This is a genomic window from Sorangium sp. So ce124, from assembly GCF_051525235.1.
GTDB lineage: Bacteria > Myxococcota_A > Polyangia > Polyangiales > Polyangiaceae > Sorangium > Sorangium atrum.
On record NZ_CP150312.1, the window covers coordinates 7,350,972 to 7,371,463 of the forward strand.

The 20,492-nt window shown below is 72.2% G+C and carries 15 protein-coding genes; 8 read left to right on the forward strand and 7 right to left on the reverse strand.

All coding sequences use genetic code 11. From position 1 onward, the window contains the following. Positions 1-7 precede the first annotated feature (7 nt). Genes WMF19_RS27575 through WMF19_RS27590 form a run of 4 tightly spaced genes read right to left on the reverse strand, consistent with a single transcriptional unit; the run spans position 8 to position 3,079 of the window. Positions 8-706 carry a response regulator gene (locus WMF19_RS27575; RefSeq protein WP_437893083.1) on the reverse strand — a complete coding sequence of 233 codons (699 nt, stop codon included), beginning with the start codon at positions 704-706 and terminating at the stop codon, positions 8-10. Next, on the reverse strand, positions 703-1,395 hold the full coding sequence (locus tag WMF19_RS27580; RefSeq protein WP_437893084.1) for a hypothetical protein: 693 nt from the start codon (positions 1,393-1,395) through the stop codon (positions 703-705). Before WMF19_RS27580 ends, WMF19_RS27575 begins: the two co-directional genes overlap by 4 nt. Further along, positions 1,392-2,363 carry a hypothetical protein gene (locus WMF19_RS27585; RefSeq protein WP_437893085.1) on the reverse strand — a complete coding sequence of 324 codons (972 nt, stop codon included), beginning with the start codon at positions 2,361-2,363 and terminating at the stop codon, positions 1,392-1,394. The genes WMF19_RS27580 and WMF19_RS27585 overlap by 4 nt, the downstream gene beginning before the upstream one ends. Beyond that, complete coding sequence (locus WMF19_RS27590) at positions 2,360-3,079, reverse strand: hypothetical protein (protein WP_437893086.1); 720 nt, start codon at positions 3,077-3,079, stop codon at positions 2,360-2,362. The genes WMF19_RS27585 and WMF19_RS27590 overlap by 4 nt, the downstream gene beginning before the upstream one ends. A 358-nt stretch (positions 3,080-3,437) precedes the next feature. On the opposite strand from WMF19_RS27590, the gene WMF19_RS27595 reads away from it, so the two are divergent. Both WMF19_RS27595 and WMF19_RS27600 read left to right on the forward strand, forming a co-directional pair. Continuing rightward, complete coding sequence (locus WMF19_RS27595; protein WP_437893087.1) at positions 3,438-4,613, forward strand: LLM class flavin-dependent oxidoreductase; 1,176 nt, start codon at positions 3,438-3,440, stop codon at positions 4,611-4,613. A 191-nt stretch (positions 4,614-4,804) separates the two neighbouring features. Then, positions 4,805-6,622, forward strand: coding sequence for a M23 family metallopeptidase (locus WMF19_RS27600; protein WP_437893088.1), 1,818 nt, complete (start codon positions 4,805-4,807; stop codon positions 6,620-6,622). Between the two features lie 63 nt (positions 6,623-6,685). On the opposite strand, the gene WMF19_RS27605 is transcribed toward WMF19_RS27600, so the two are convergent. Continuing rightward, positions 6,686-7,264, reverse strand: a complete 579-nt coding sequence (locus WMF19_RS27605; RefSeq protein ID WP_437893089.1) for a hypothetical protein — start codon at positions 7,262-7,264, stop codon at positions 6,686-6,688. A gap of 402 nt (positions 7,265-7,666) precedes the next feature. Between WMF19_RS27605 and leuA the strand changes: the two genes are divergently transcribed. The 6 genes from leuA to WMF19_RS27635 all read left to right on the forward strand — a co-directional run bounded on the left by leuA (position 7,667) and on the right by WMF19_RS27635 (position 16,905). Further along, positions 7,667-9,358, forward strand: coding sequence for a 2-isopropylmalate synthase (gene leuA / locus WMF19_RS27610; RefSeq protein WP_437893090.1), 1,692 nt, complete (start codon positions 7,667-7,669; stop codon positions 9,356-9,358). Between the two features lie 408 nt (positions 9,359-9,766). Beyond that, a complete protein-coding gene (locus tag WMF19_RS27615) occupies positions 9,767-11,338 on the forward strand; it encodes a glycoside hydrolase family 43 protein (RefSeq protein WP_437893091.1) in 1,572 nt (523 codons plus the stop codon). Positions 11,339-11,618: 280 nt separating this feature from the next. Further along, entirely contained in the window at positions 11,619-12,365 is a 747-nt protein-coding gene (locus tag WMF19_RS27620) for an RNA polymerase sigma factor (RefSeq protein ID WP_437893092.1), read from the forward strand. Positions 12,366-12,393: 28 nt separating this feature from the next. Further along, positions 12,394-13,452, forward strand: a complete 1,059-nt coding sequence (locus tag WMF19_RS27625) for a hypothetical protein (RefSeq protein WP_437893093.1) — start codon at positions 12,394-12,396, stop codon at positions 13,450-13,452. Continuing rightward, positions 13,449-16,325 (forward strand): CHAT domain-containing protein, encoded by a 2,877-nt coding sequence (locus WMF19_RS27630; RefSeq protein WP_437893094.1) that lies wholly within the window; start codon positions 13,449-13,451, stop codon positions 16,323-16,325. The genes WMF19_RS27625 and WMF19_RS27630 overlap by 4 nt, the downstream gene beginning before the upstream one ends. A 97-nt stretch (positions 16,326-16,422) precedes the next feature. Beyond that, complete coding sequence (locus tag WMF19_RS27635; RefSeq protein ID WP_437893095.1) at positions 16,423-16,905, forward strand: hypothetical protein; 483 nt, start codon at positions 16,423-16,425, stop codon at positions 16,903-16,905. Between the two features lie 185 nt (positions 16,906-17,090). On the opposite strand, the gene WMF19_RS27640 is transcribed toward WMF19_RS27635, so the two are convergent. Then, a complete protein-coding gene (locus WMF19_RS27640; protein WP_437893096.1) occupies positions 17,091-18,746 on the reverse strand; it encodes a LamG-like jellyroll fold domain-containing protein in 1,656 nt (551 codons plus the stop codon). A gap of 258 nt (positions 18,747-19,004) precedes the next feature. After that, positions 19,005-20,483, reverse strand: coding sequence for a cytochrome P450 (locus tag WMF19_RS27645; protein WP_437893097.1), 1,479 nt, complete (start codon positions 20,481-20,483; stop codon positions 19,005-19,007). Positions 20,484-20,492 lie beyond the last annotated feature (9 nt).

The following is a 20,492-nucleotide window of genomic DNA, read 5'->3' on the forward strand; positions in this document are numbered from 1 at the left end:
GACCCGGCTACGCCCCCTGCAGCTTGTAGCCGACGCCGTGGACGGTCGCGATCGGATCGCCGCCAAGCACGCGGAACTTCGCGCGAATCCGGCGAACGTGCGTGTCGATGGTGCGCTCCGTGATCAGGTTGTCGTAGCGGTAGGCCCGCTGCATGAGCTGCCCGCGCGAGAGCACCACCCCGGGCCGCTCGAGCAGCGCGCCGAGCACGCCGAGCTCCGTCGCCGTGAGCAACACCGGCTGGCCGAGGTACCGCGCCTCGTGACGCTCGGTGTCGACCTCGATCGGGCCGTGGCGGAGGACGGCGGCGCGCGCGCCGGTGGGCGCCGGCGCGGGCGGGGGCGCCTCGGTCCGCCGGAGCAGCGCGCGCACCCGCGCCACGAGCTCGCGCGGCGAGAACGGCTTCGTGAGGTAGTCGTCGCCGCCGAGCTCCAGGCCGACGATCCTGTCGACCTCGTCGGCGCGCGCCGACAGGAACAGGATCGGCGTCCTGCTCCCGGCGCGCAGCCGCCGGCACACCTCGATGCCGTCGAGCTCAGGGAGCATCACGTCGAGCACCACGAGGTCCACCGTGCCCGCCCCCGCCGCCTCGACGGCGGCGCGCCCGTCGGCCACCGCCGTCACGGCGTACCCCTCCTTTTGCAGGGCGTAGAGCAGCACCTCGCGGATGCGCGCCTCATCGTCGACGACCAGGATGTGCTTGCTCACGTCGCGATCGGTCCCTCTGTTCCGGCGCCGTGCGCGTCGATCGCCGCGCCGAGGCCCTCCACGCGCGCCCAGACCTCGGACACGATACCACCGACGCCCTCGACCGAGGATCCGGCGAAGCGCGCCAGAACGAGCTGCGTGCGCAGCGCCTGGACGAGATCCGCGAGCTCCTCGAGGGCGCGGGCATCGCGGTCGCGCATGGCCCGCAGGCGCCGGATGTTCTCGAGGTGGAGGTGCGCCGTCGCCAGCGACCGCGCGCCCGCGCCGCCGCCGCTCCGCTCGATCTCCGCGACGCGCGCCGCGGCGGCGCCCTCGTCGAAGCCGCTCTGGCGCAGCAGCGCGTCGAGCTCCGCGTGGCGGGCGGCGGCGCGCGCCACCTCGGCCTCGATCCGCGAGGCGGCCTCGCGCGACAGGAGCGCCTCAAACGAGGTGCCGGCGCAGGCGCTGACCCCCTCGCGCAGCGCGCCCTGGACGCGCGCGGCGGCCTCGCCCGCGGCGCCGGCCGGGCGCTCGCCCCCCTCCCCGCGGCCCGCCGTGAGCGCGACGGGCGCCCAGATGGGCCAGAGCGGCACGCAGAGCGCCGCGGAGAGGGCGGCGCGGCGGCGCCCCTCGGGGGAAGCGCGGTACACCGCGACGGCGCACGCGAGCCCCGCGATCAGGTACAGCACCGAGAGATCGCGGAGGCTCATTGCGCCTCCTTCACCCGGTCGCCGCGCTCGGCGCCCCGATCGAGGCCGTCCAGGCCCGCGCCGTCCACCGACGGGATCTCCCGCCGGGTCGCGCCGTCCACCGACGGGATCTCCCGCCGGGTCGCGCCGTCCGCCGGCGGGATCTCCCGCCGGGTCGCACCGTCCGCCGGCGGGATCTCCCGCCGGGTCGCGCCGTCCGCCGGCGGGACCTCCCGTACGGTCGCGCCGTCCGCCTGAGGGTCATCGACCGGAGCCACGCCGTCGCGCCAGGGTCCCTCCCATGGGCGCAGCCCGCCGTGCGAGCGCAGATCGTCGTCGTAGGTGAGCGCGGAGCGGAAGCTCTTCACGAGCGCGTCGGAGAAGCTCCCCTCGCGGGCGCGCAGGAACGGGACCTCCTTCTCGCTCGGCCGCCCGAGGTAGGGCCGGAGGATCCAGGCGGCCTGGCCGCCGACGGCGAAGAAGACCGCCATGAAAGCGACCGCGGTGAGCCAGCGGCCCCGGCCCGCGCCGATGCCCCGCACGAGCACGCCGAGCGCCGCGAGGCCCGCGACGGCGTAGGCGAGCCAGGCGGCGACCGACGACGCGTGGTAGCCGAGCCCCACGTCGATGGCCAGCCAGAGCACCGGCGCGAACGCGAGCAGCACCAGCGATGAGCGGCCCGCCGACGCGAGCGCGAGCGCGATGACGGACCGCATGGGCCACGGGCGCCCGAGCACGGCCGAGAACGCGTGGAGCGCCGGGACCGACAGCGCGAGCGTGATCAGCATCGCCAGCGGCACCTTGACGGCCGCAAAGACGATCTGCTCGCTGCCGCGGAAGCTCCCGATCACGCCGCCGAACACGGCCGAGCCGAGGGCAATCGCGCCGAGCGACGCGAGCGCGATGGCGCGGATGTCCCTGTCTTCTCGGCAGCTCGCGGCCACCTCGGAGGGCGCCCGGAGGAGACGGCTCAGGACGGAGGCGCTCACAGGGCACCCCCCTTCAGGATCGGGAGCATCCCCCACCACACGCGCAGCGCGAGCACCACGGCGAACGCCGCGAACACGACGAGCGCCGCGGTCGACCGGGACACGCCGGCGAGACCGCCCTCGCGCTGGAGCACCGCGCCGAGGTCGCGCAGCAGGATGCAGATGCCGACGGCGCCGCCCACCGCGAGGCCGAGCAGCCCCATGAGCGCCGCGGTCGCGTCCGCCCCGCTCGTCACGACGAAGAGCGCCGAGGCGGGCGCGAGGCCGCCGAGCACGAGGCCCGTCGCGGCGGCGGCGCGCGCCGTCGCCGACAGCGCGCGCGGCGGGTCGAGCGGCGCGTCGAAGAGCGTCAGCACGATCGTGAGCGCCGGAACGCCGACGCAGGCGACGGCGATCATCGCCGCAGGGACGCCGGCCGCGTGGCGGACGAACGACACGCCGCCCTGCCGCGCGCCGAGCGAGAGGCCGTACAGCGAGGCGAGGCCGAGGCCGACGCCGAACCGGGACAGCTCCTCACGGAACGAGACCGAAGGCCGCTCCGCCAGGAGGGCAGCCGTCCAGCTGCGGTGTCCGGCGCCTCCGGTGGGCTCCGCGGCGGGGCCGGGCACGGGGGCCGCGGGGGCGTCGTCTCGACGCGCCGCGGGCTCTTCTGCGCCGGCGTCCGTGCCGGCCTCGGGCGATGACGTTACGGGGAGACAGGTAGCTTGCGCCTGCACGAGGACCTCCATCGGGGTGAGCGCTGCGCGGCCTGGTCACGGCCGCCGCAGACCTCCATGGGCGTACCCCCCGGGTGAGGCGCCCCCGCGCGCCCGACGAGGAACAAACACGGAGAGGTTGTGGCGAAGATGTGGCGGTCGCCCGCGGCCTCCGGAGCGCCCCGCGGCCCGGTTCGCCGGCCCCCGAGGAGCCCTCAACAGGAGGTCTCCCGCGACGGTCCACACGCACATCACAGCTCCTGGGCGCCCGACTCCGGCCATCCATCGACATGTACATCGGTGTGCGGCAAACCACACATTGCCGTTTTGTACGCGACGGATCGATGCTTGGCGCGCGGCACTCGCGAGGGAGGAAGTAATGAAGATCGACCTGTTCACAGAGATGCAGAGTCCCCGTCCGTGGTCGGAGGATCACGAGCACCGGATCATCATGAACACCCTCGAGCAGGCGAAGCTCGCCGATCGGCTCGGGTACGGCTGCTGGTGGCAGGTCGAGCACCATACGGCCGAGGAGTTCAGCTACTCGTCGGCGCCGGAGGTGATGCTCGCGGCGATCTCGCAGCACACGACGTCGATGCGGCTCGGGCACGCCTCGGTGCTGTCGCCGTTCCGGTTCAACCACCCCATCCGCGTCGCCGAGCGCGCGGCGATGCTCGATCACCTGAGCGGCGGGCGCCTGGAGCTCGGCCTGGCCCGCTCGACCATCCCGGAGTGGCGCACGTTCAACATCCCACCGGACCGGACGCGCGATCAGATGCAGCAGGCGTTCGAGATGATCCCGAAGATGTGGACGCAGGAGCGGTTCTCCTGGAAGAGCGAGGACGCCGAGATCAACAACGTTCCCATCATCCCGAAGCCGTACCAGAAGCCCCACCCGCCCCTCTGGCAGGCCTGCTCGAGCCTGGCCTCGTTCGAGCAGGCCGGGCGCAACGGGGTCGGCGCGCTCGGCGTCACGCTGTGGGCGCCGCCCGACCAGGTGAAGGAGTGGATCGGCATCTACCGCGAGGCCATCCGCCGGTGCGAGCGGCCCGTGGGCGCCTTCATCAACAACCAGGTCGGGTTCTTCACGTTCGCTCACTGTGCCGAGACGGACCAGCAGGCCATGGAGAACGGCGCCGCCTCCGCGGCCGCGTGGTACACGAACGGGTCCTTCACGTTCTTCGAGGCGAAGGAGCACTTCCTGCGGACCCACGCCGAGGAGCAGGCGCTGGCCAAGGACCCGGCGGGCGGCGGCCTCGTGGGCCAGCTCCTGCGCGACCGCGCGGGGAAGACGCCGGCCGAGACCAAGGCCAACGCGGTCCTCGCCCGCATCATGCAGAACGAAGACGTCCCGAACGAGGAGGTGTTCGACGCCCTGAAGGAGCAGAACTCGCTCATCGTCGGCAGCCCGGAGACGTGCCGGCAGAAGATAAAGTTCTACCAGGACCTCGGCATCGATCGCCTGCTGAGCTTCCAGCAGGTCGGGCGCCTGACGCACGAGCAGGTCATGAGCAGCATCCGCCAGATCGGCAAGCTCATCCCCGAGTTCGAGTAGAACGGCAACCAGGTCGAAGATCGTCGGATTCCACGGCAAGAGGCGCGCGCCGGCAGGGGCGTAGGCCGCAGCCTCCAGGGGCTGAAGGCAGCAGCCTCCAGGGGCTGCCCTGCGGGGGCATCCGGCGCGCGCGCTGCGCGGAGAGGCGTGGGAGCGAGGCGGCGGCACGTGAGGTGCAATGCGCCCACGGCATGAACACGCGCCCCCTCTTCTATCGAATCCTCACCGCGACGACGATCCTCTCGGGCTGCGCCTATGACGAGCCCACGACGGAGAGCGTCGAGAGCGTGAGTGAAGCCTACCGTGTGAACGACGCCGCCCTGGCCTGCGGGACGCCGAACACCAACCTCGGCGAAGACCTGAATACGAGCGGAGCGAACGCCGAGCTCCAGGAGTGGACGGACAGCATCCAAGCCATGCCGAGCTCGGCCACCAAGACCGACCTCTTGAACCGGCTGCTGACGAACATCCAGGGGCCGGCCACGGCGTTCCCCGACGCCGCGGCCCGGGAGACGTTCCTGCGCAACGTGCGCGCGCCGCTGCCCATGAGCCTGCCCTACGGGCCCCAGAGCACAGGGAACCAGGTCAGCCTGGGGCAGGGCTGGATCTACGGCGGCGGCGGCAGCCACCGGGGCCTGGACATCGGGCGCGCCGCCTCGGGCTCGGAGGATCCGAGCTTCGATGTCCTGGCCGTGGCGGACGGCAAGGTCATCGGCGTGTACTTCGACGGACCTCCCGGCGGCGGCGGCAACACCGTCATCCTCGAGCACACGGGCGAGAACGGGAAGAAGATCTACTCGCTTTACATGCACCTGCGGAACGGAGCGACGAACGACGCAAACGCCGTGAAGAACATCAGCTGCGGCGCCTCGGTGGCGTGCCAGCGCTATCAGCTGGCCGCGAACAAGTCTCCCCTGGCGAAATGGTGGGGCAAGGAGTCGGACACGATCCCGGTGAAGCCCGGCCAGCTCGTCAAGCGGGGGACCAAGATCGCGCGGGCGGGGAGCAGCATGACGGTCATGGACACCCTGGACGCGAACGGCGTCTCCTCGGCCGACTGGGGCAACATGCACTTGCACGTCTACATCGCCGTCCCCAAGGGCACCACGGCGCCGAACGACAAGATCGCTGTAGAAGTGGACGCCTTCGGCGCGTACCAGAAGGCCAACAGCTGCTATGTCGAGGATCCTCTCACGGAGACCGATCAGCCGACGTACTACTCGCGGCTGTTCGCGCCGTTCCTGCCCGACTTCCACGACCTCGGCTGGAAGCCGTTCACCGACTACCCCGATTACCTGAGCGGGATGGGCTATGCCCCGGCGACGCTCAGCTTCTACAACGAGGGCGGCTTCAAGGTGACGGGCTCCTACCAGTACTCGACGACCGGCTTTTTCCTGCAGGTCGGCGTCGGCGGCTCCAAGATCGCCGAGAACGACGGCGCGAACGAGGCGTGGGTGCCGCGCGAGACCCGGATCCGGATCGACGGCAGCGGAAACCCCGTCTACGACTTCACCGCCACGCCCAGGCAGTCCGGCGAGCAGACGGCGTTCTGGCACCAGCTCACCCAGGCCCAGCTCGACAGCCTGTACAACGTCTATGTCGTCAACGGCGGCTATGGCATCGGCGACTTCTTCCCGTACCGCGTGGCCGGCGTGCAGTACTATGCCGTGCTGTTCACGACGAGCGCGAGCACATCGAACTGGCTGACGTACGGCCGGTCGGCGGCGCTGGTCCAGAGCGACATCGCGGGCATCCCCGCGGGCCTGCAGGTCGGCCAGGTGGTCGCCGACACCACGTGGAGCCCGGCGAAGTTCAGCATGCTCGCGGTCCCCGCCGCGGGCTGCGCGCCGCACGCGTACGTCGACACGTCGACCCTCGTATACCCGGTGTACGCCGCCCAGGAGGCCTCGCTCGGCTACAAGCTGCAAAGCGTGCAGGTGTACAGCGGCGGCTCCAAGTTCAACGCGGTGTTCGGGAAGGCGTCGGGCGCCTGCCACGCGCACCCCTGACGACGGCAAGGGGCTACAGATCCGCCGCTGTCACGGTCGAGCGGAATAGGGAAGGTCGCGCGATCAAAATCGACCGACGAGGCCGAGCCCGGCGCTGCTCGGGCCGAGCGCCACCGGCGCCGGGAGCACGAACGGCTGGCTGACGTCATCGCGGACCAGCACGCTTCGCGGCACGAGGAGACCCGGGACGAGCAGGGCGGCTCCCGTGATCTGGACGAGCCCGTCGAGGACGAGCGCCATGGTCTCGAGGTCGTCCTGCCGGGTCGTGGCCAGCGTGAGGAAGGGGCCCGCGCACGGCACGAACAGCGCCGCATACCCCGGGGATCCGCGGTACACCGCGTCGCCGCCGCCGATCGCGGTGAACAGGTAGACGGTTCCGAAGACGATCGCGCCGCTGATCACGAGCCCCTTCCGGACGCGCGTCTCCGGGTGATAGCCGGGCAGCACCGGCTCGCCCTCCCTCCAGGGGAGCACCTTCGGGCCCGCGGGCGGGGCGCCGTGGCCGCCCCGGATATCCGCGGGCAGCGGCTGCCGTGGCGTGAGCGGGGGTTGTCCCTGCACCAGCGGCGGAGCAGGCGGTTCCCCGTCGTCCGCCCGTGCGTGCTCCGCGCCAGAGAAGGAGGCAACAAGCCCGCTCGCCACGGCGAGCGACCATCGTTCAACCGATCGTCGATTCCACATTTCAGCCCCCCCGCTCTCGCATGCTCCGTGACCTCGCGCCGGCAGCGCCCGACAGACGAGCCTACACGAGACGGGTCAGGTCCGAGCAGGCGCCGAGCGTCGCGCCGGCGGTGTTGAACGCCACACCCACCGCGATGCTGGACAGGCGCGCGAATGTTCGCTAGGCTGCACCTCGATGTCCGTCCCTCGCGCGCGCTCCCTACGCCCCTGCCTAGGCCTACGGCCCGGGGGCCTTTGCGCGCGCTGCTGACGACGTCGCTCCTCGCAGTACGGCCCCCTCGGTTTTCTTGGTCCCGATGGGGGTCCCCCGCATCGTCGTCGTGTCGTGACGACTCCCATCGCTAGCTTTCAGGGAGTCCTGTCATGTCCACGATGCCTGTCCACAAGTACAAGCCCTTTCAGCCCATCCATCTGCCCGATCGCCGCTGGCCCGGCCGCGTGATCGAGAGAGCGCCGCGCTGGTGCAGCGTGGACCTGCGCGACGGCAACCAGGCCCTGGTCGAGCCCATGGGCCTCGAGCGCAAGCTCCGTATGTGGCACGAGCTGCTGCGCATGGGGTTCAAGGAGATCGAGGTGGGCTTCCCCAGCGCGTCTCAGCCCGACTTCGACTTCGTGCGCTGGATCATCGATCAAGGGCTCATCCCTGACGACGTGACGATCCAGGTGCTCACCCAGGCGCGCGCCGAGCTGATCGAGCGCACGTTCGAGGCCATCCGCGGGGCGCGCCGCGCCATCGTCCACCTCTACAACTCCACCTCCACGCTCCAGCGGCGCGTGGTGTTCGGCCTGGATCGCGCGGGCATCGCCGAGATCGCCGTGCGGGGGGCCCGGCTGGTGAAGGAGCTCGCGGCGCGGTTGCCCGAGACCGAGGTCGCGCTGGAGTACTCCCCCGAGAGCTTCACGGGCACCGAGCTCGATTTCGCGAAGGAGATCTGCGAGGCCGTGATGGACGTCTGGGAGCCCACCCCATCACGGAAGATCATCCTGAACCTGCCCGCCACCGTCGAGATGTCGACGCCCAACGTCTACGCGGATCAGATCGAGTGGATGCACAGGAACCTGAAGCAGCGCGACAGCATCGTGCTGAGCGTGCACCCGCACAACGACCGCGGCACCGCCGTGGCCGCGGCGGAGCTGGCCGTGATGGCGGGCGCCGATCGCGTCGAGGGCACGCTGTTCGGCAACGGCGAGCGCACGGGCAACGTCGACGTCGTGACGCTGGCGCTCAACCTGATGTCCCAGGGCGTGGATCCCGAGCTCGAGATCCATGATGTCCAGTCGATCAAGGAGACGGTCGAGCACTGCAACCGCCTGCCGGTCCACCCGCGCCACCCGTACGTCGGCGAGCTCGTGTACACCGCCTTCTCCGGGTCGCACCAGGACGCGATCAAGAAGGGGTTCAAGGCGCTGCGCGAGGGCGGGAGCCCGCTCTGGGAGGTGCCGTACCTGCCCATCGATCCGCAGGACGTCGGGCGCAGCTACGAGGCGGTGATCCGCGTGAACAGCCAGTCGGGCAAGGGCGGCGTGGCCTACGTGCTCGAGCACGACCACGGCTACACGCTGCCGAGGGGGCTCGCCGTCGAGGTGAGCCAGGCCGTGCAGCGCAGGGCGGAGCGGACCGAGGGCGAGGTGCAGAAGGCCGAGATCCTGGCGATCTTCGAGCGGGAGTACGTGAACCGCGCGGGGCCGCTCCGCGTCACCCGGCACCGGCGCGTCGGCCAGGGCGCAGACGAACGACACGAGTTCCATGTGCAGATCCGGGGCGTCGCCCACGCGCTGAGCGCCGCCGGCGGCAGCCCGGTCGAGGCGTTCGCGAGCGCGCTCTCGCGCCACGCGGGGATCGCGATCGCGGTGGACGAGCACGCGGCGCACGCGCTCCCGAGGAGCGCCGGCGACGAGACGGCGGCGTATGTGGCCATCTCGGTCGGGCGCAAGCGCAGCTTCGGGGCGGGGACGCACGGGGACGCCGACATGGCGTCGCTCGCCGCCGTCGCGTCCGCGTGGAACCGCGCGCGGCCGGCGGACGCGGCGCAGCTCGCGACGGCAGCGGAGTGAGCTGGCGCGCGGTCGCTCGACGCGCTCAACGCGCTCGACCCCACCGGAGGCGCCCGCGCAGCAGGACGAAGCGTCTGGACGTGGGCGCGCACGGTGCTACCCTCGCGCGCCGACGGCGGAGCTCCTCCGGCGGGTCCCGCTGCGCGGCCACGGACCGCAGATGCGGGAACCAGCAGGGGCGACGTTGCAGACGCCACGTTCCCCTATGATGCCTTCTCCCCCCACGCCGCATCCCGAGCTCGCGCTGCACCCCGAGCTGCCTGTGGCCACGCACCTCCGGTGCCTCACGCCGACGCGCGAGCGGTGGGGCATGGGCGGGGCGCGTCCCCACGATGCCGAGCGTATCCGTCGAGCGCTGGAAGCAGGACTGGCTGCGCTGGAACACAACGAGACAATCAAGGTGAGTGAATGAGCAAGGTTGAAAATCCGGCACTGAGAGGGTTCAACCCCGATCCGTCGATCGTGCGCGTGGGGGACGACTACTACATCGCGACCTCGACGTTCGAGTGGTTCCCGGGCGTCCAGATCTCCCATTCGAAAGACCTCGTCAACTGGCGGGTGGTCGCGCGGCCGCTGGAGCGGTACTCGCAGCTGGACATGCGCGGCAACCCGAATTCCGGCGGGATCTGGGCGCCGTGCCTGACCTACGCAGACGGCTTGTTTCACCTCATTTACACCAACTCGCGACGCTGGGCGGGGGCGTTCAAGGACGTATACAACTACCTGGTCACCGCGCCTTCCATCACCGGTCCGTGGTCGGAGCCCATCTACCTGAACGGCTCGGGGTTCGATCCTTCGCTGTTCCACGACGACGACGGCCGCAAGTGGCTCGTGAACATGGTGTGGGATCACCGGCCGGGCAACAACCCGTTCGGTGGGATCTTGCTCCAGGAGTACAGCCCCAAGGAGAAGAAGCTCGTGGGGCCGGTGGAGAACATCTTCCGAGGCACCGCGCTCGGGCTCGTGGAAGGGCCGCACCTCTACAAGCGAGATGGCTACTACTACCTGCTGACCGCCGAGGGGGGCACGTTCATCACGCACGCCGCGACGGTGGCCCGCTCTCGCTCGATTCACGGCCCCTACGAGGTCATGCCGAACAATCCGCTCATCTCCAGCGCGTCCCGCCCCGATGTGCGGCTCCAGAGCGCCGGCCACGGTAGCTTCGTGGAGAACAAGGACGGCTCGTGGGCGTTCGCGCACCTGTGCCGTCGCCCGTTGCAGAATGGCCGATCGACGCTGGGGCGTGAGACGGCGCTGCAGGGGATCACGTGGGTCGAGGGGTGGCCGCGGCTGACTTCGGGCGGGCAGGTTCCGCTGGACGTTTACGAGGGGCCGAACCTGGCTCGCCACGAATGGCCGAAGACGCCCGAGCGCGACGATTTCGACAAGCCGACGCTGGGCATCGAGTGGCAGTCGCCGCGCGTGCTGCCGGCCGACGTGAGCAGCCTCGCCGCCCGACCCGGGTACCTGCGCCTGATCGGACGCGAGAGCATCACCTCGAATTTCGAGCAGAGCCTCGTCGCGCGGCGCCAGCAGGCCAAACATGTGCAAGCGACGACGTGCATGCAGTTCGCCCCTCAGCACTTCCAGCAGATGGCGGGCATCGTTGCGTTCTACAGCACGGACTCGTTCTACTATCTCTACGTCTCACGGGCGGACCACGCCGAGAAGGCCCTGGCGCTCATGAAGTGCGAGCGGGGGAACCTGACGTTCCCGATCGAGAAGGAGTACGTGCTGGACGGGGCCGAGAACATCTTCCTGCGGCTCGAGATCAAGGACGATCGGATATCGTTCTTCTACTCCCGGGATGGCGTCACCTTCCACGCGGTGGGGTGGGAGCACGACGCGTCGATCCTGTCGGACGAGCACGCGGTGCCCTGTGGGTTCACGGGCAATTTCGTCGGGATGGCGTGCCAGGACCTGGCCGGAACACGCCTGCACGCCGACTTCGATTGGTTCGACTACCGCGAGATCGGTTGACGCCCGAACAAGCAGACGGCAGCAGCCTCGCGCTGAACCGGCGGCTGAGCCGGTATCCAACGAACCTGCACCCCGCTCCGGCAGCCGGCCAATAGGCCGGCTCCGGCTCCGCGTCGTACTACTGAAGGCCCAGGAGGTTCGTGCCGTTCAGGGCGAGCTCCATGCCGCGCCCCCCGGCCGCCGCCACGGCATCGATTGGATTTCGAACCCGGATGACAGCCGGCGCGGCGAAGACGTGGCCGGATTGACGGGCGTGTGGCGCGCGTTTATCCGTGCCCTGATGGCCCCGAGCTTTCCCTTGCCCGCGCAGCCGCGGACGATCGATGAGGACGCGCGGCGGGGATCGGCGGGCGCCGCCGCCCCGGGCCCGGAGGCCGCGCTCATCGCGCGGGCCGTGGCCGGGGAGCCGGCCGCGGTGAGGGCGCTCGTCGATCTGCTGACGCCCACCATCCAGGAGCGGGTGATGCGGCCGCTGCTCCGCCGGCGGCGCGCGGCGGGGCACCGCGACGTCCGGCAGGAGGTCGAGGACCTGACCCAGAGCGTGTTCCTCGCGCTCTTCGCGGACCGCGGGCGCACGCTGCGCCAGTGGGACGCCGGCCGGGGGCTGCCGCTCGCGAGCTTCGTGGGGCTCGTGGCGGAGCGTGAGGCGTGCTCGATCCTGCGCAGCCGCCGCCGGAACCCCTGGACCGAGCAGCCCACCGAGGACGACGCGCTCGAGCGCGTGGACGGCGCCTCCGTGTCGCCGGAGCCCGCGGCGATCTCGCGCGAGCTGCTCGCGGCGATCGCCAGGAAGCTCCGCGATCGCCTGAGCGAGCGCGGGGTGGAGCTCTTCTATCTGCTGCTCGTCGACGAGCGATCCACCGAGGAAGCCTGCACCATCACCGGCATGACCGCGGACGCCGTGTACGCGTGGCGGAGCCGCATCGCCCGGCTCGTCCGGCAGATCGCCGCGGAGCTCGCGGCCGAGGCGGAGCCGAGAGGGCACGGCGCCTCGCCGAGCGCCGCGAGCCCGGGAGGGGGACGATGAAGAGCGCTGCGAGCCCCGGAGGGGGACGATGAACGACGACGATCTGCTGAAGGCGCTGGCGCGCGTCGCGCGCGAGCAGGACCGGGCGAGCGATCCGCGCTGGTCAGCGAGGGCGCTGGGGACGCTCGCGGCCGGCGAGCGCGATGCGCTGGAGGCGGAGGCGCAGCGCACCCCGGAGGACCGCGAGGCGTGGGAGGCGTCACGCCCGCTGGACGGCGAGGCGCGAGCGCGGATCGCGGACCGGATCCTGACCGGCCTGCAGGCGAGCGCGGGCGAGCGAGGCGCGGAGACGGCAGGCGCCGCGGCGACTGACGCGGAGACGGCGGGCGCCGCCGCGGCGACAGGCGCGGGGACGGCAGGCGCCGCCGCGGCGGCTGGCACCGCGGCGGCAAGCGCGGAGGCGGCAGGCCCGCCACCTCCGGGACAGCACACGGCGGCGGCGCGCGGCGGCGAGGTGCTCCCGCTCCCGCGAAAGCCGGGCAGGGCGCCCTGGCGGACCGCAGCGACGGCCCTGGCCGCGGCCGCCGCAGCGGTCCTCGTCGTGCGGCTCTCGCTGGAGGGCGACAAACATCACCCGCGCGGCCTGCTCGACGATCCGGGCGCGGTGGCCATGCTCCCGGTGCCCGCCTACGCCATGACGCTCGCCGGCGGCGAGGTCAGCGAGCGCTCCGCCTCCAGCGGCGCCGACGCGACCGCGCGGCTCGGGCCCGGATCGAGGCTCGAGATCACCCTGCGGCCCGCAACCCGGGTCGACGGCCCCGTCGCGGTGCGCGCCTTCCTGATCCAGGGCGAAACGGCGCGCCCCTGGGACGTGCACGCCGACCTCTCGGAGCAGGGCGCGGCCCGCATCGAGGGCGACACGGAGACGCTCTTCCCCGGAGTGCCCGAGGGCGAGTGGGAGATCGCGATCGCGATCGGACGGCCAGCGGCGCTGCCAGACAGCGCAGCCGAGGTCCGGGACCCACGGCCGTCTGAGAAAAAAGATAAACCATTCCGAATCTTACGCTTCAAAGTGCTCCTCCTGCCGCGCGCAGCGCCGCTCCCCCTCCCCACCGCCCGACCCGCAGCGCCCTCCAAGGACCCGTGACGCGCTGGCGAGCGCTCCGGCCCGCGCTGGGCGCAGCGATCCTCGGCGCGGCGGCGCTGGCGCCGGGATGCGACGCGCGACGCCCGACGGGGACCTCAACCCCGGCGACCTCGGGGGCGTCCGTGGCCCCGGCGACCGCCGCGGCGCCCGCGCCGCCCCTCGAGGTGGAGTTCGCCGGCTGCAGCGCCGTGCACGCCGGCCCCGCCTGCGCGCTGCCGGACGACCGGACCCTCCGCATCTGGGTGAAGGCCCCCGCGGACGCCCGCGTCGCGATCGCCGTCGACGCGGCCGTCGTCGCGGACGCCCCGCTCGCCTCGCTCGATGGAGCGCGCGTCCAGGGAGGCGTGCTGGCGCGCGTCCCCGTCGCCGAGGGCGCCCACGCCCTCTCCGTGACCGCCGAGCGGGGCGGCGGGCGCGCGTCGTTCCGCCTGGAGCTCCGCCCGGCCGTCGACGCGCCCCGGCTGAAGGAGGCCGAGGCGCTGCGCCGGCGCGGCGATCTCGACGCGGCGTCCTCGGCGCTCGACGCGCTGGCGTCCGACGCGGACCCCGCCGTGCAGGCCCTGGCGATCGGCAAGCGCGCGCGCGTGGACCTCGCGCGCGGCAGGATCCCGGAGGCGATCGCGAGCTTCGAGGCGTCGATCCGGGCGCACCGGGAGGCGGGGCGGATCTCCGACGAGTTCCTCGACCGCTTCGCGCTCTCGTACGCGCTCCTCTTCAACGGGCGCAGGTTCGCGGAGGCGCGGGCGGCGCTCGACGCGCTCGGGCCGCTCGAGGCGAGCTACCCCGAGGGGCGCGCGGTGAAGCCGTACTACGCGGCGCTGCTCTCGTCCGAGGCGGGCGATCTGCGCGCGGCGCTCCGGCAGCTGGACGCGTCGGCGGCGGGCGCGGAGCGCCTCGGCCTGAGCGACCACCGGCTGCACGTGCTCCAGGAGCGCGCCGACGTGCTCCAGACCCTGGGGCGACCGCTGGAGGCGCGGGCGCTGCTGCGCGACGTGCAGGCGTCCTCCCCCGCCGGGAGGGCCCCGTGCGAGCGAGCCTCCCTGCTGAACGACCTCGGCTGGAACGCCCTGCAGGTCGCGTGGGCGAGCGGCGGGTCCAGCGAGCCGCGTGCGGGCGCCGAGCGGCCTCGAGCCCTCGCGGACGCCGAATCGCCGCTCACGGCCGCGCTCGAGCTGTACGGGGCCGCGTGCCCGAAGCCGGCGAAGCGCGCGAACGCGCTGACGAACCTGGCCCTCGCCAAGCTGGAAGCCGGCCAGGCGGACGCGGCGCGCGCCCTCCTCGACGAGGCCCGGCGCACGGACGCGCGCCCCGACGCCGGCGTGGCGATGTACTGGCTCGAGATCGAGGGGCGCGTCGCGCTGGGCAGCGGCGATCCCGCGAGAGCGCTCCAGATCTACGGCCGGCTCGCGCGGCTCGCGGACGCGAGCGAGCTGCCGGAAGGCCGCTACCGCGCGGCGCTCGGCCGCGGGCGGGCGCTCGAGGCGATGGGGCGGCTCGACGCGGCCGCCCTGGCCTACGAGCAAGCGGAGGAGCTGCGGGGCGATCTCGGCGCGCTCGTGCCCCTCGGGCAGGGCCGGGGCGGTTACCTCGGCCGCCTCGAGGAGAGCGCGCGGCGGCTCGTCGACCTCCTGCTCCGGCGCGATCCGCGCCGCGCCGTGCGCGCCGCCCGGCGGTCGCGCGCGCGGGCGCTCGCGACGCTCCGCTGGATCGACCGCATCGAGGCGCTCGGCGGCGAGGAGCGGGCGCGCTGGGAGCGCGCCCTCGCGGCATACCACGACGCGCGGGCGGCCTTCGACGAGGAGGGGCGCGACGACTGGCGGCTCTCGTCCGACGAGCTCGAGGCGGTCCGGGTGGCCCGGGCGTCGCGCGGGCGGGCGATCCGCGCGCGGCTGGAGGAGGCGCTGCTCCTTGTGCGACAGGGGGAGCCCGCGGCGGTGGAGGTCGAGGCGGCGCCGGCGCTGGAAGAGGGCGAGCTGATGCTCGTGCTCCATCCGATCCCCGAAGGATGGGCCGGCTTCGCAATCACCCGCGACGGCGTCGTGGCCCAGCGGCTGCCGGCGCTCGACGCCTCCGCCCCGGCCGCGGCGCTGGCCCCGCGGCTGCTCGCGCCGTTCGATGCGCAGCTGCGCGCCGCGACGCGACTCCGCGTCGCCGCCCATGGCGAGCTCGCTCGCGTCGACTTCCACGCCCTGCCCTGGGACGGCGCGCCGCTCGTCGCGCGCATGCCGGTGACGTATGGCCTGGATCTCCCCCGGCGCGGCGCGCGGCCCGCGGAGGGCGCCGGCGCGGGGCAAGCGCCGGAGCGCGCGCTCGTCGTCGCGGATCCGCGGCGCGATCTGCCGGCCGCGCGCCGCGAGGCGGACGCTGTCGCGGCGGCGCTCTCCGGGAAGGGGCTGCGCGTCGAGCGGCTGTCGGGCGGGCTCGCCACGCGCCGAGCGGTGGCCGACGCGCTGGAGGAGCCCGGGCTCGCGCTCTTCCACTACGCGGGCCACGGCGTCTTCGGGGGCCTCGACGGCTGGGACAGCAGCCTCGCGCTCTCCGGCGGGAGCGAGCTCGCCGTGGGCGACCTCCTGGCGCTGCGCCGGGCGCCCGCGCGGGCGGTCCTGTCCGGCTGCGACACGGCGCGCACGGAGGCCGCGTCCGGGGCGCGGGGGCTCGGGCTCGGCCTGGCGCAGGCGCTGCTGATCGCCGGCGCGCGCTCGGTGATCGCGGCGACGCGCCCGGTCGACGACGCGCTGGCAGAGCGGGTGATGGCCGCGCTCTACGCCGGCGAGCGAGGAGAGCCGGGCGAGCAGCTCCGCGAGGCGACCCTCGCGGCGCTGCGCGCGGATCCGTCGAGCGACTGGGCGAGCTTCCGGGCGCTCGTCCCCTGACAGATCGGGCGAGGGATCGAGCTCTGTCTGTCAGAGGCCGGAAGGCGACGGCGAAGAGAAGATCGACCCCGGAAACGGCATACGGAGGATCTGAACGATGCGTACCTCGATTCTTGGTCTGAGCGCCCTTGTCCTCACCGCGTGCGGTCCATCGATGGATGCCACGCCTGTCGAGTCGGCCATGGAGACCGGCCAGGCGGCGCAGGCGCTGTCATCCGGTGCGCGGCCGCGGCCGCAACGCCGGATCAAGGACGAGCCCATGCAACCGGCAGATCCTCAGTGCGGCGCGTGCGCGGCGTACGTCCTGAGCACTCGGACGCTGTACCTGTTCATCGCTCAGAGGGAGTCGATGCCCAACGTCTCGATGACGCTCTACTCGACGAGGGGCGTACCGCTCGCGACCTACAAGGTCGCTCCGAAGCCCGACGGCTCCGCGAAGGCCATCTACACCTTGGACCAGGGGCTCGCCAAAGACGTGGGATGGGCCAGCGTGCGATGGATGGACCAGGGCGCAACGCAGGAGCTCCGCGCAGGCGTGCAGACGACGTGGAGCGGGTGGGCCGTCCTGGGCCAGCAATGACGGTCGGAGGCTGAAGAGAGGGCGGGCGCAGGGCCGTCGGAGCGACGACCGACGGCCGGCGCCGCATCGGCGCTGCGCGAGAGACGGCGACGGCGCCTGCCACGGTTGGCGGGCGCCGTCGCTCGGGGCGGCCAGCGATGACGCCGCTCGTCACCGCGGCGGCGTCACCTCGAGGACCTCACCCTTCAGGGATAGAAGTTCACCGGCACCTTGTTGCTCGCGCCGCCCCCGTCGCGCACGCGGATGTACCCCGGGCCGAGGCCGTGCGGGACCTGCACCGTGAGGCTCGTCGCGCTGATGCTGATCGGGTTACGGATGTTGGCGTTGTTGGCGCCAACGAACTCCACCTGCGCGCCGGGCCCGAAGCCCGAGCCGGTCAGGCTCACCGTCGTGCCCCAGTGCATGACGTCGGCGTTGTTGAAGTCGAGCCAGAGCCCGCCGCGCACGAACACGCCGGACGAGAGCATCGGGCTCTCCTGGAGGATCATCTGCTCGTGATCGAGGAAGTCGGTCGTCGGATAGTCGCCGTGCCACGCCATGATCGTCGTGCCCGAGTAGCCGTCCGGGTGGTGCAGGCCGAACGAGTGCCCGAGCTCGTGGGCGACGGTCCCCTTCGGCACGCCGCCGCTGCACTGCCACGTGGCGTATCCGCAGTGGAGCGCGAGCGGCTCCCGCACGCCGGAGAGGGGCTCAAGCACCCAGTCGCCCACGAGGGCATATCCGGTGTAGTCGCCCTGGAGGTTGGCGCCCGCCCAGCCGCCGCCGCCCTGCCCGAAGACCAGCGTGGACTGCCGCGCAGGGAAGCCGCCGACGGCCTGTGACACCGCGTTGAGCCAGTTCGGGAGCTCCTGCGGGTTGCTCTGGCAGGCGCTCGTCGGCGTCGGGCCGCAGCGCATGGTCAGGTAGCTCTGCGACGAGCGCACCGGCTGGACGAAGCCCACCAGGTGGAACGAGCCGCCCGACTCCTCGCGGTACCAGCCGCGCAGCTCGTCGAGGTACGTGTTGATGGCGTCGACGTACTCCTGGTGATACGGCTGGTCGCTCGGATAGACGTAATACGCCTTCACCGGGTAGACCTCGCCCGCCGCGAGCTGCGCCACCTGCGCGTCGCTCAGGGACTGCTGGTAGAGGCGGACCTCGTCGATCAGGCCATCGTACGCGTTCCAGCTGGGGTGTCCGCCGATGACGATCGGCCGCGTCGATTGCTGAAGCGCGCCCGACGCGGGCGTCGACGCGCGGAGCACGCCGTTGACGTAGAGCTTGAGCGCAGCGCCGTCGTACACGCCGGCGACGTGCGCCCACGCGTTGGCGACGGCCGGGGCCTGGACGATCGCGCGCCGGCCGGCGCCTCCGTCGGGGAAGGCGACAGAGAAGAAGTACTTGCCGTTGTCGATGCCGAGCAGGAACGAGTCCGCGGCGTACCACTGGTTGACGATGGTGCGGCTCCCCGTCACGCTCCGCGGGTTGACCCAGGCCGCCGCCGTGATCCGGTCCTGGAAGTGGAGGTAGCTCCTCCCCTCGCTGCTGATCTCGACCCGATCCCCTGCCCCGTCGAAGTCGCCGGCCGACAGGGACCATCCGGGGCTGCAAAGGCGGCGGCCGGACATCACGCCGAACGCCCCCCGGCCCGAGTCCTCGCGAACGCGCGTGATCGCGCCGGCCGCGCAGGTGTCGAAGCTCCAGTAGGCCGCCGGCGTCGGCAGGCTGGCCCGGTCCGCCACGAGCGGGCCAGACGCCGCGGCGATCGCCTCGTCTTCAGGTTCGTCCGCAGGGCCGGCCGCGACGCAGCCCGCGAGGCTCGCCGCCAGGGTGAGGACGATCGATCGAGATACCGTGTGCATGGGAGTCCGCATGTAAATGGATGCCTTTCTCGCCTGGCGCGCGCTCCTCGTCGGAATGCGCAGCGCGCCGGCCGTGCCAGTGCCGTGGAAGAAGGCAGCGCTCAGGGGTTCGTCCCGAGCCGTCCGCCTGCCTGCCTGTTACTTCGCCGCGGCTCGTCGGGGTCTGACATGGGCCGAGAAAAAAATGATGGCGGGGCTCCGCCCGGGAGGAGAGGCCGGGCGGTCGCGCCGCCGGCCAGGTGCGCCGAGCCCCGGCCCTCAGGCCCGGGCGCTGTACGGGCAGCCGTGAGCTCTCACGGCGGCCGCCGCGGGCTCCGTCACCACGGGGTCCGCAGCGGGCGCCCCCCGCCCCGCCGGCGCCGCGCGTACGGCGCTCGACGGATCGCGCCGCTTCAGGATCATGCGCATCCCGTTCACCGGCTGCAGCGAGATGAAGCCGCGGCAACGCGGGTCGAAGCCGGGGACCAGCCGGAGGCGATAGCGCTGCAGCGCCATCGCGACCATGATCTTGCCCTCGAGCTGCCCCATGAACTCGCCCAGGCAGATCCGCTGGCCGGCGCCGAAGGGGATGAAGGCGAGCTTGTCGTCCGCGCTCCGCCGGTGGTTCGCGAAGCGCTCGGGCTTGAACTCCAGCGGATCGCTCCAGAACTCCGGGTGCCGGTGCGTGACCCACGGGACGATGGCCACCGTCGACCCCGAGGCGACCTGGCAACCACCGATGACGTCGTCCTCGAGCGGGCTGCGGAGGATGAACGGCACGGACGGCAGGAGCCGGAGGCACTCGTTGAAGACCATGGTGAGGTAAGGCATCGACTCGATGTCCTTCGCCGTCGGAGACCGGCCGCCGAGGACGCGGTCGATCTCGTCGGTGAGGCGGGCGTACACCTCGGGGTGCTGCGCGACCTGGTACAGCGCCCACGAGGCGGTGACGCTCGATGTCTCGTGGCCGACCATCAGGATGGTCTTGATCTCGTCCCGCAGCTGCGCGCGGTCCATCTTGGCGCCGGTCTCGGGATCGACCGAGTTCATGAGGCGGACGAGCACGTTGTCCTCGCCGCCGGCGCCGCGCTGGTAGCCGTCGATGATGCCGTCGATCACGGTGTGCACGCGGTCCATGGCCCGGCGGAAGCGCAGGTGGCTGGGCAGCGGCCAGGAAAGGGGCGGGTTGACCAGGGAGTACATCCGCTTGAGCGCGATCGACAGCGCATATTTGAACGCCTCGCGGACGGTATCCGTGTGAGCCTCCAGCGCCGCGCCGAAGAACGCCTCGCCCGCGATACCGAACGTCACGTCCATCATGTCGTCGTTGATGTCGCGCTCGAACTCGCCCGGCTGGGCGTCCCAGCGCCGCAGCACCGCTTCCATGTGTTCGACGATGATGGGGACGAACTTGAGCGTGTTGGCGTGGTTGAACTGGGGCTGGACGTGCCTTCGCTGGCGCCGCCAGAGCTCGCCCTCGCTGTTCACGAGGCCCCAGCCGAGCACGGGGGCGAGCTCGTGGTAGCGCTTCCCCTTGGGGTAGTTCCGGACATTCGTGCGAAGGACGTGCGCGATGTCGTTCGGGTGAAACGCCATGACGAAGTCCTCGGCCCCGGGCGCCCGCAGGCGCACGACGTCGCCGTACCGCGCGAAGAGGTCCTCGTAATGACGCATGTTACCGGTCCTGAAATTCGCCAGGTACCGCAGGCTGGCGAGCGGGCCAGGGCCCGGGGGCTGCCGATCGAGCGTGGCACTCATGATTCCTCC

Coding starts and splice junctions, on each gene's coding strand:
- WMF19_RS27615 (WP_437893091.1), top strand. CDS start 9,767: ATGAGCAAGGTTGAAAATCCGGCACTGAGAGGGTTCAACCCCGATCCG.
- WMF19_RS27620 (WP_437893092.1), top strand. CDS start 11,619: ATGGCCCCGAGCTTTCCCTTGCCCGCGCAGCCGCGGACGATCGATGAG.
- WMF19_RS27645 (WP_437893097.1), bottom strand. CDS start 20,483: ATGAGTGCCACGCTCGATCGGCAGCCCCCGGGCCCTGGCCCGCTCGCC.
- WMF19_RS27600 (WP_437893088.1), top strand. CDS start 4,805: ATGAACACGCGCCCCCTCTTCTATCGAATCCTCACCGCGACGACGATC.
- WMF19_RS27635 (WP_437893095.1), top strand. CDS start 16,423: ATGCGTACCTCGATTCTTGGTCTGAGCGCCCTTGTCCTCACCGCGTGC.
- WMF19_RS27640 (WP_437893096.1), bottom strand. CDS start 18,746: ATGCACACGGTATCTCGATCGATCGTCCTCACCCTGGCGGCGAGCCTC.
- WMF19_RS27595 (WP_437893087.1), top strand. CDS start 3,438: ATGAAGATCGACCTGTTCACAGAGATGCAGAGTCCCCGTCCGTGGTCG.
- WMF19_RS27580 (WP_437893084.1), bottom strand. CDS start 1,395: ATGAGCCTCCGCGATCTCTCGGTGCTGTACCTGATCGCGGGGCTCGCG.
- WMF19_RS27625 (WP_437893093.1), top strand. CDS start 12,394: ATGAACGACGACGATCTGCTGAAGGCGCTGGCGCGCGTCGCGCGCGAG.
- leuA (WP_437893090.1), top strand. CDS start 7,667: ATGTCCACGATGCCTGTCCACAAGTACAAGCCCTTTCAGCCCATCCAT.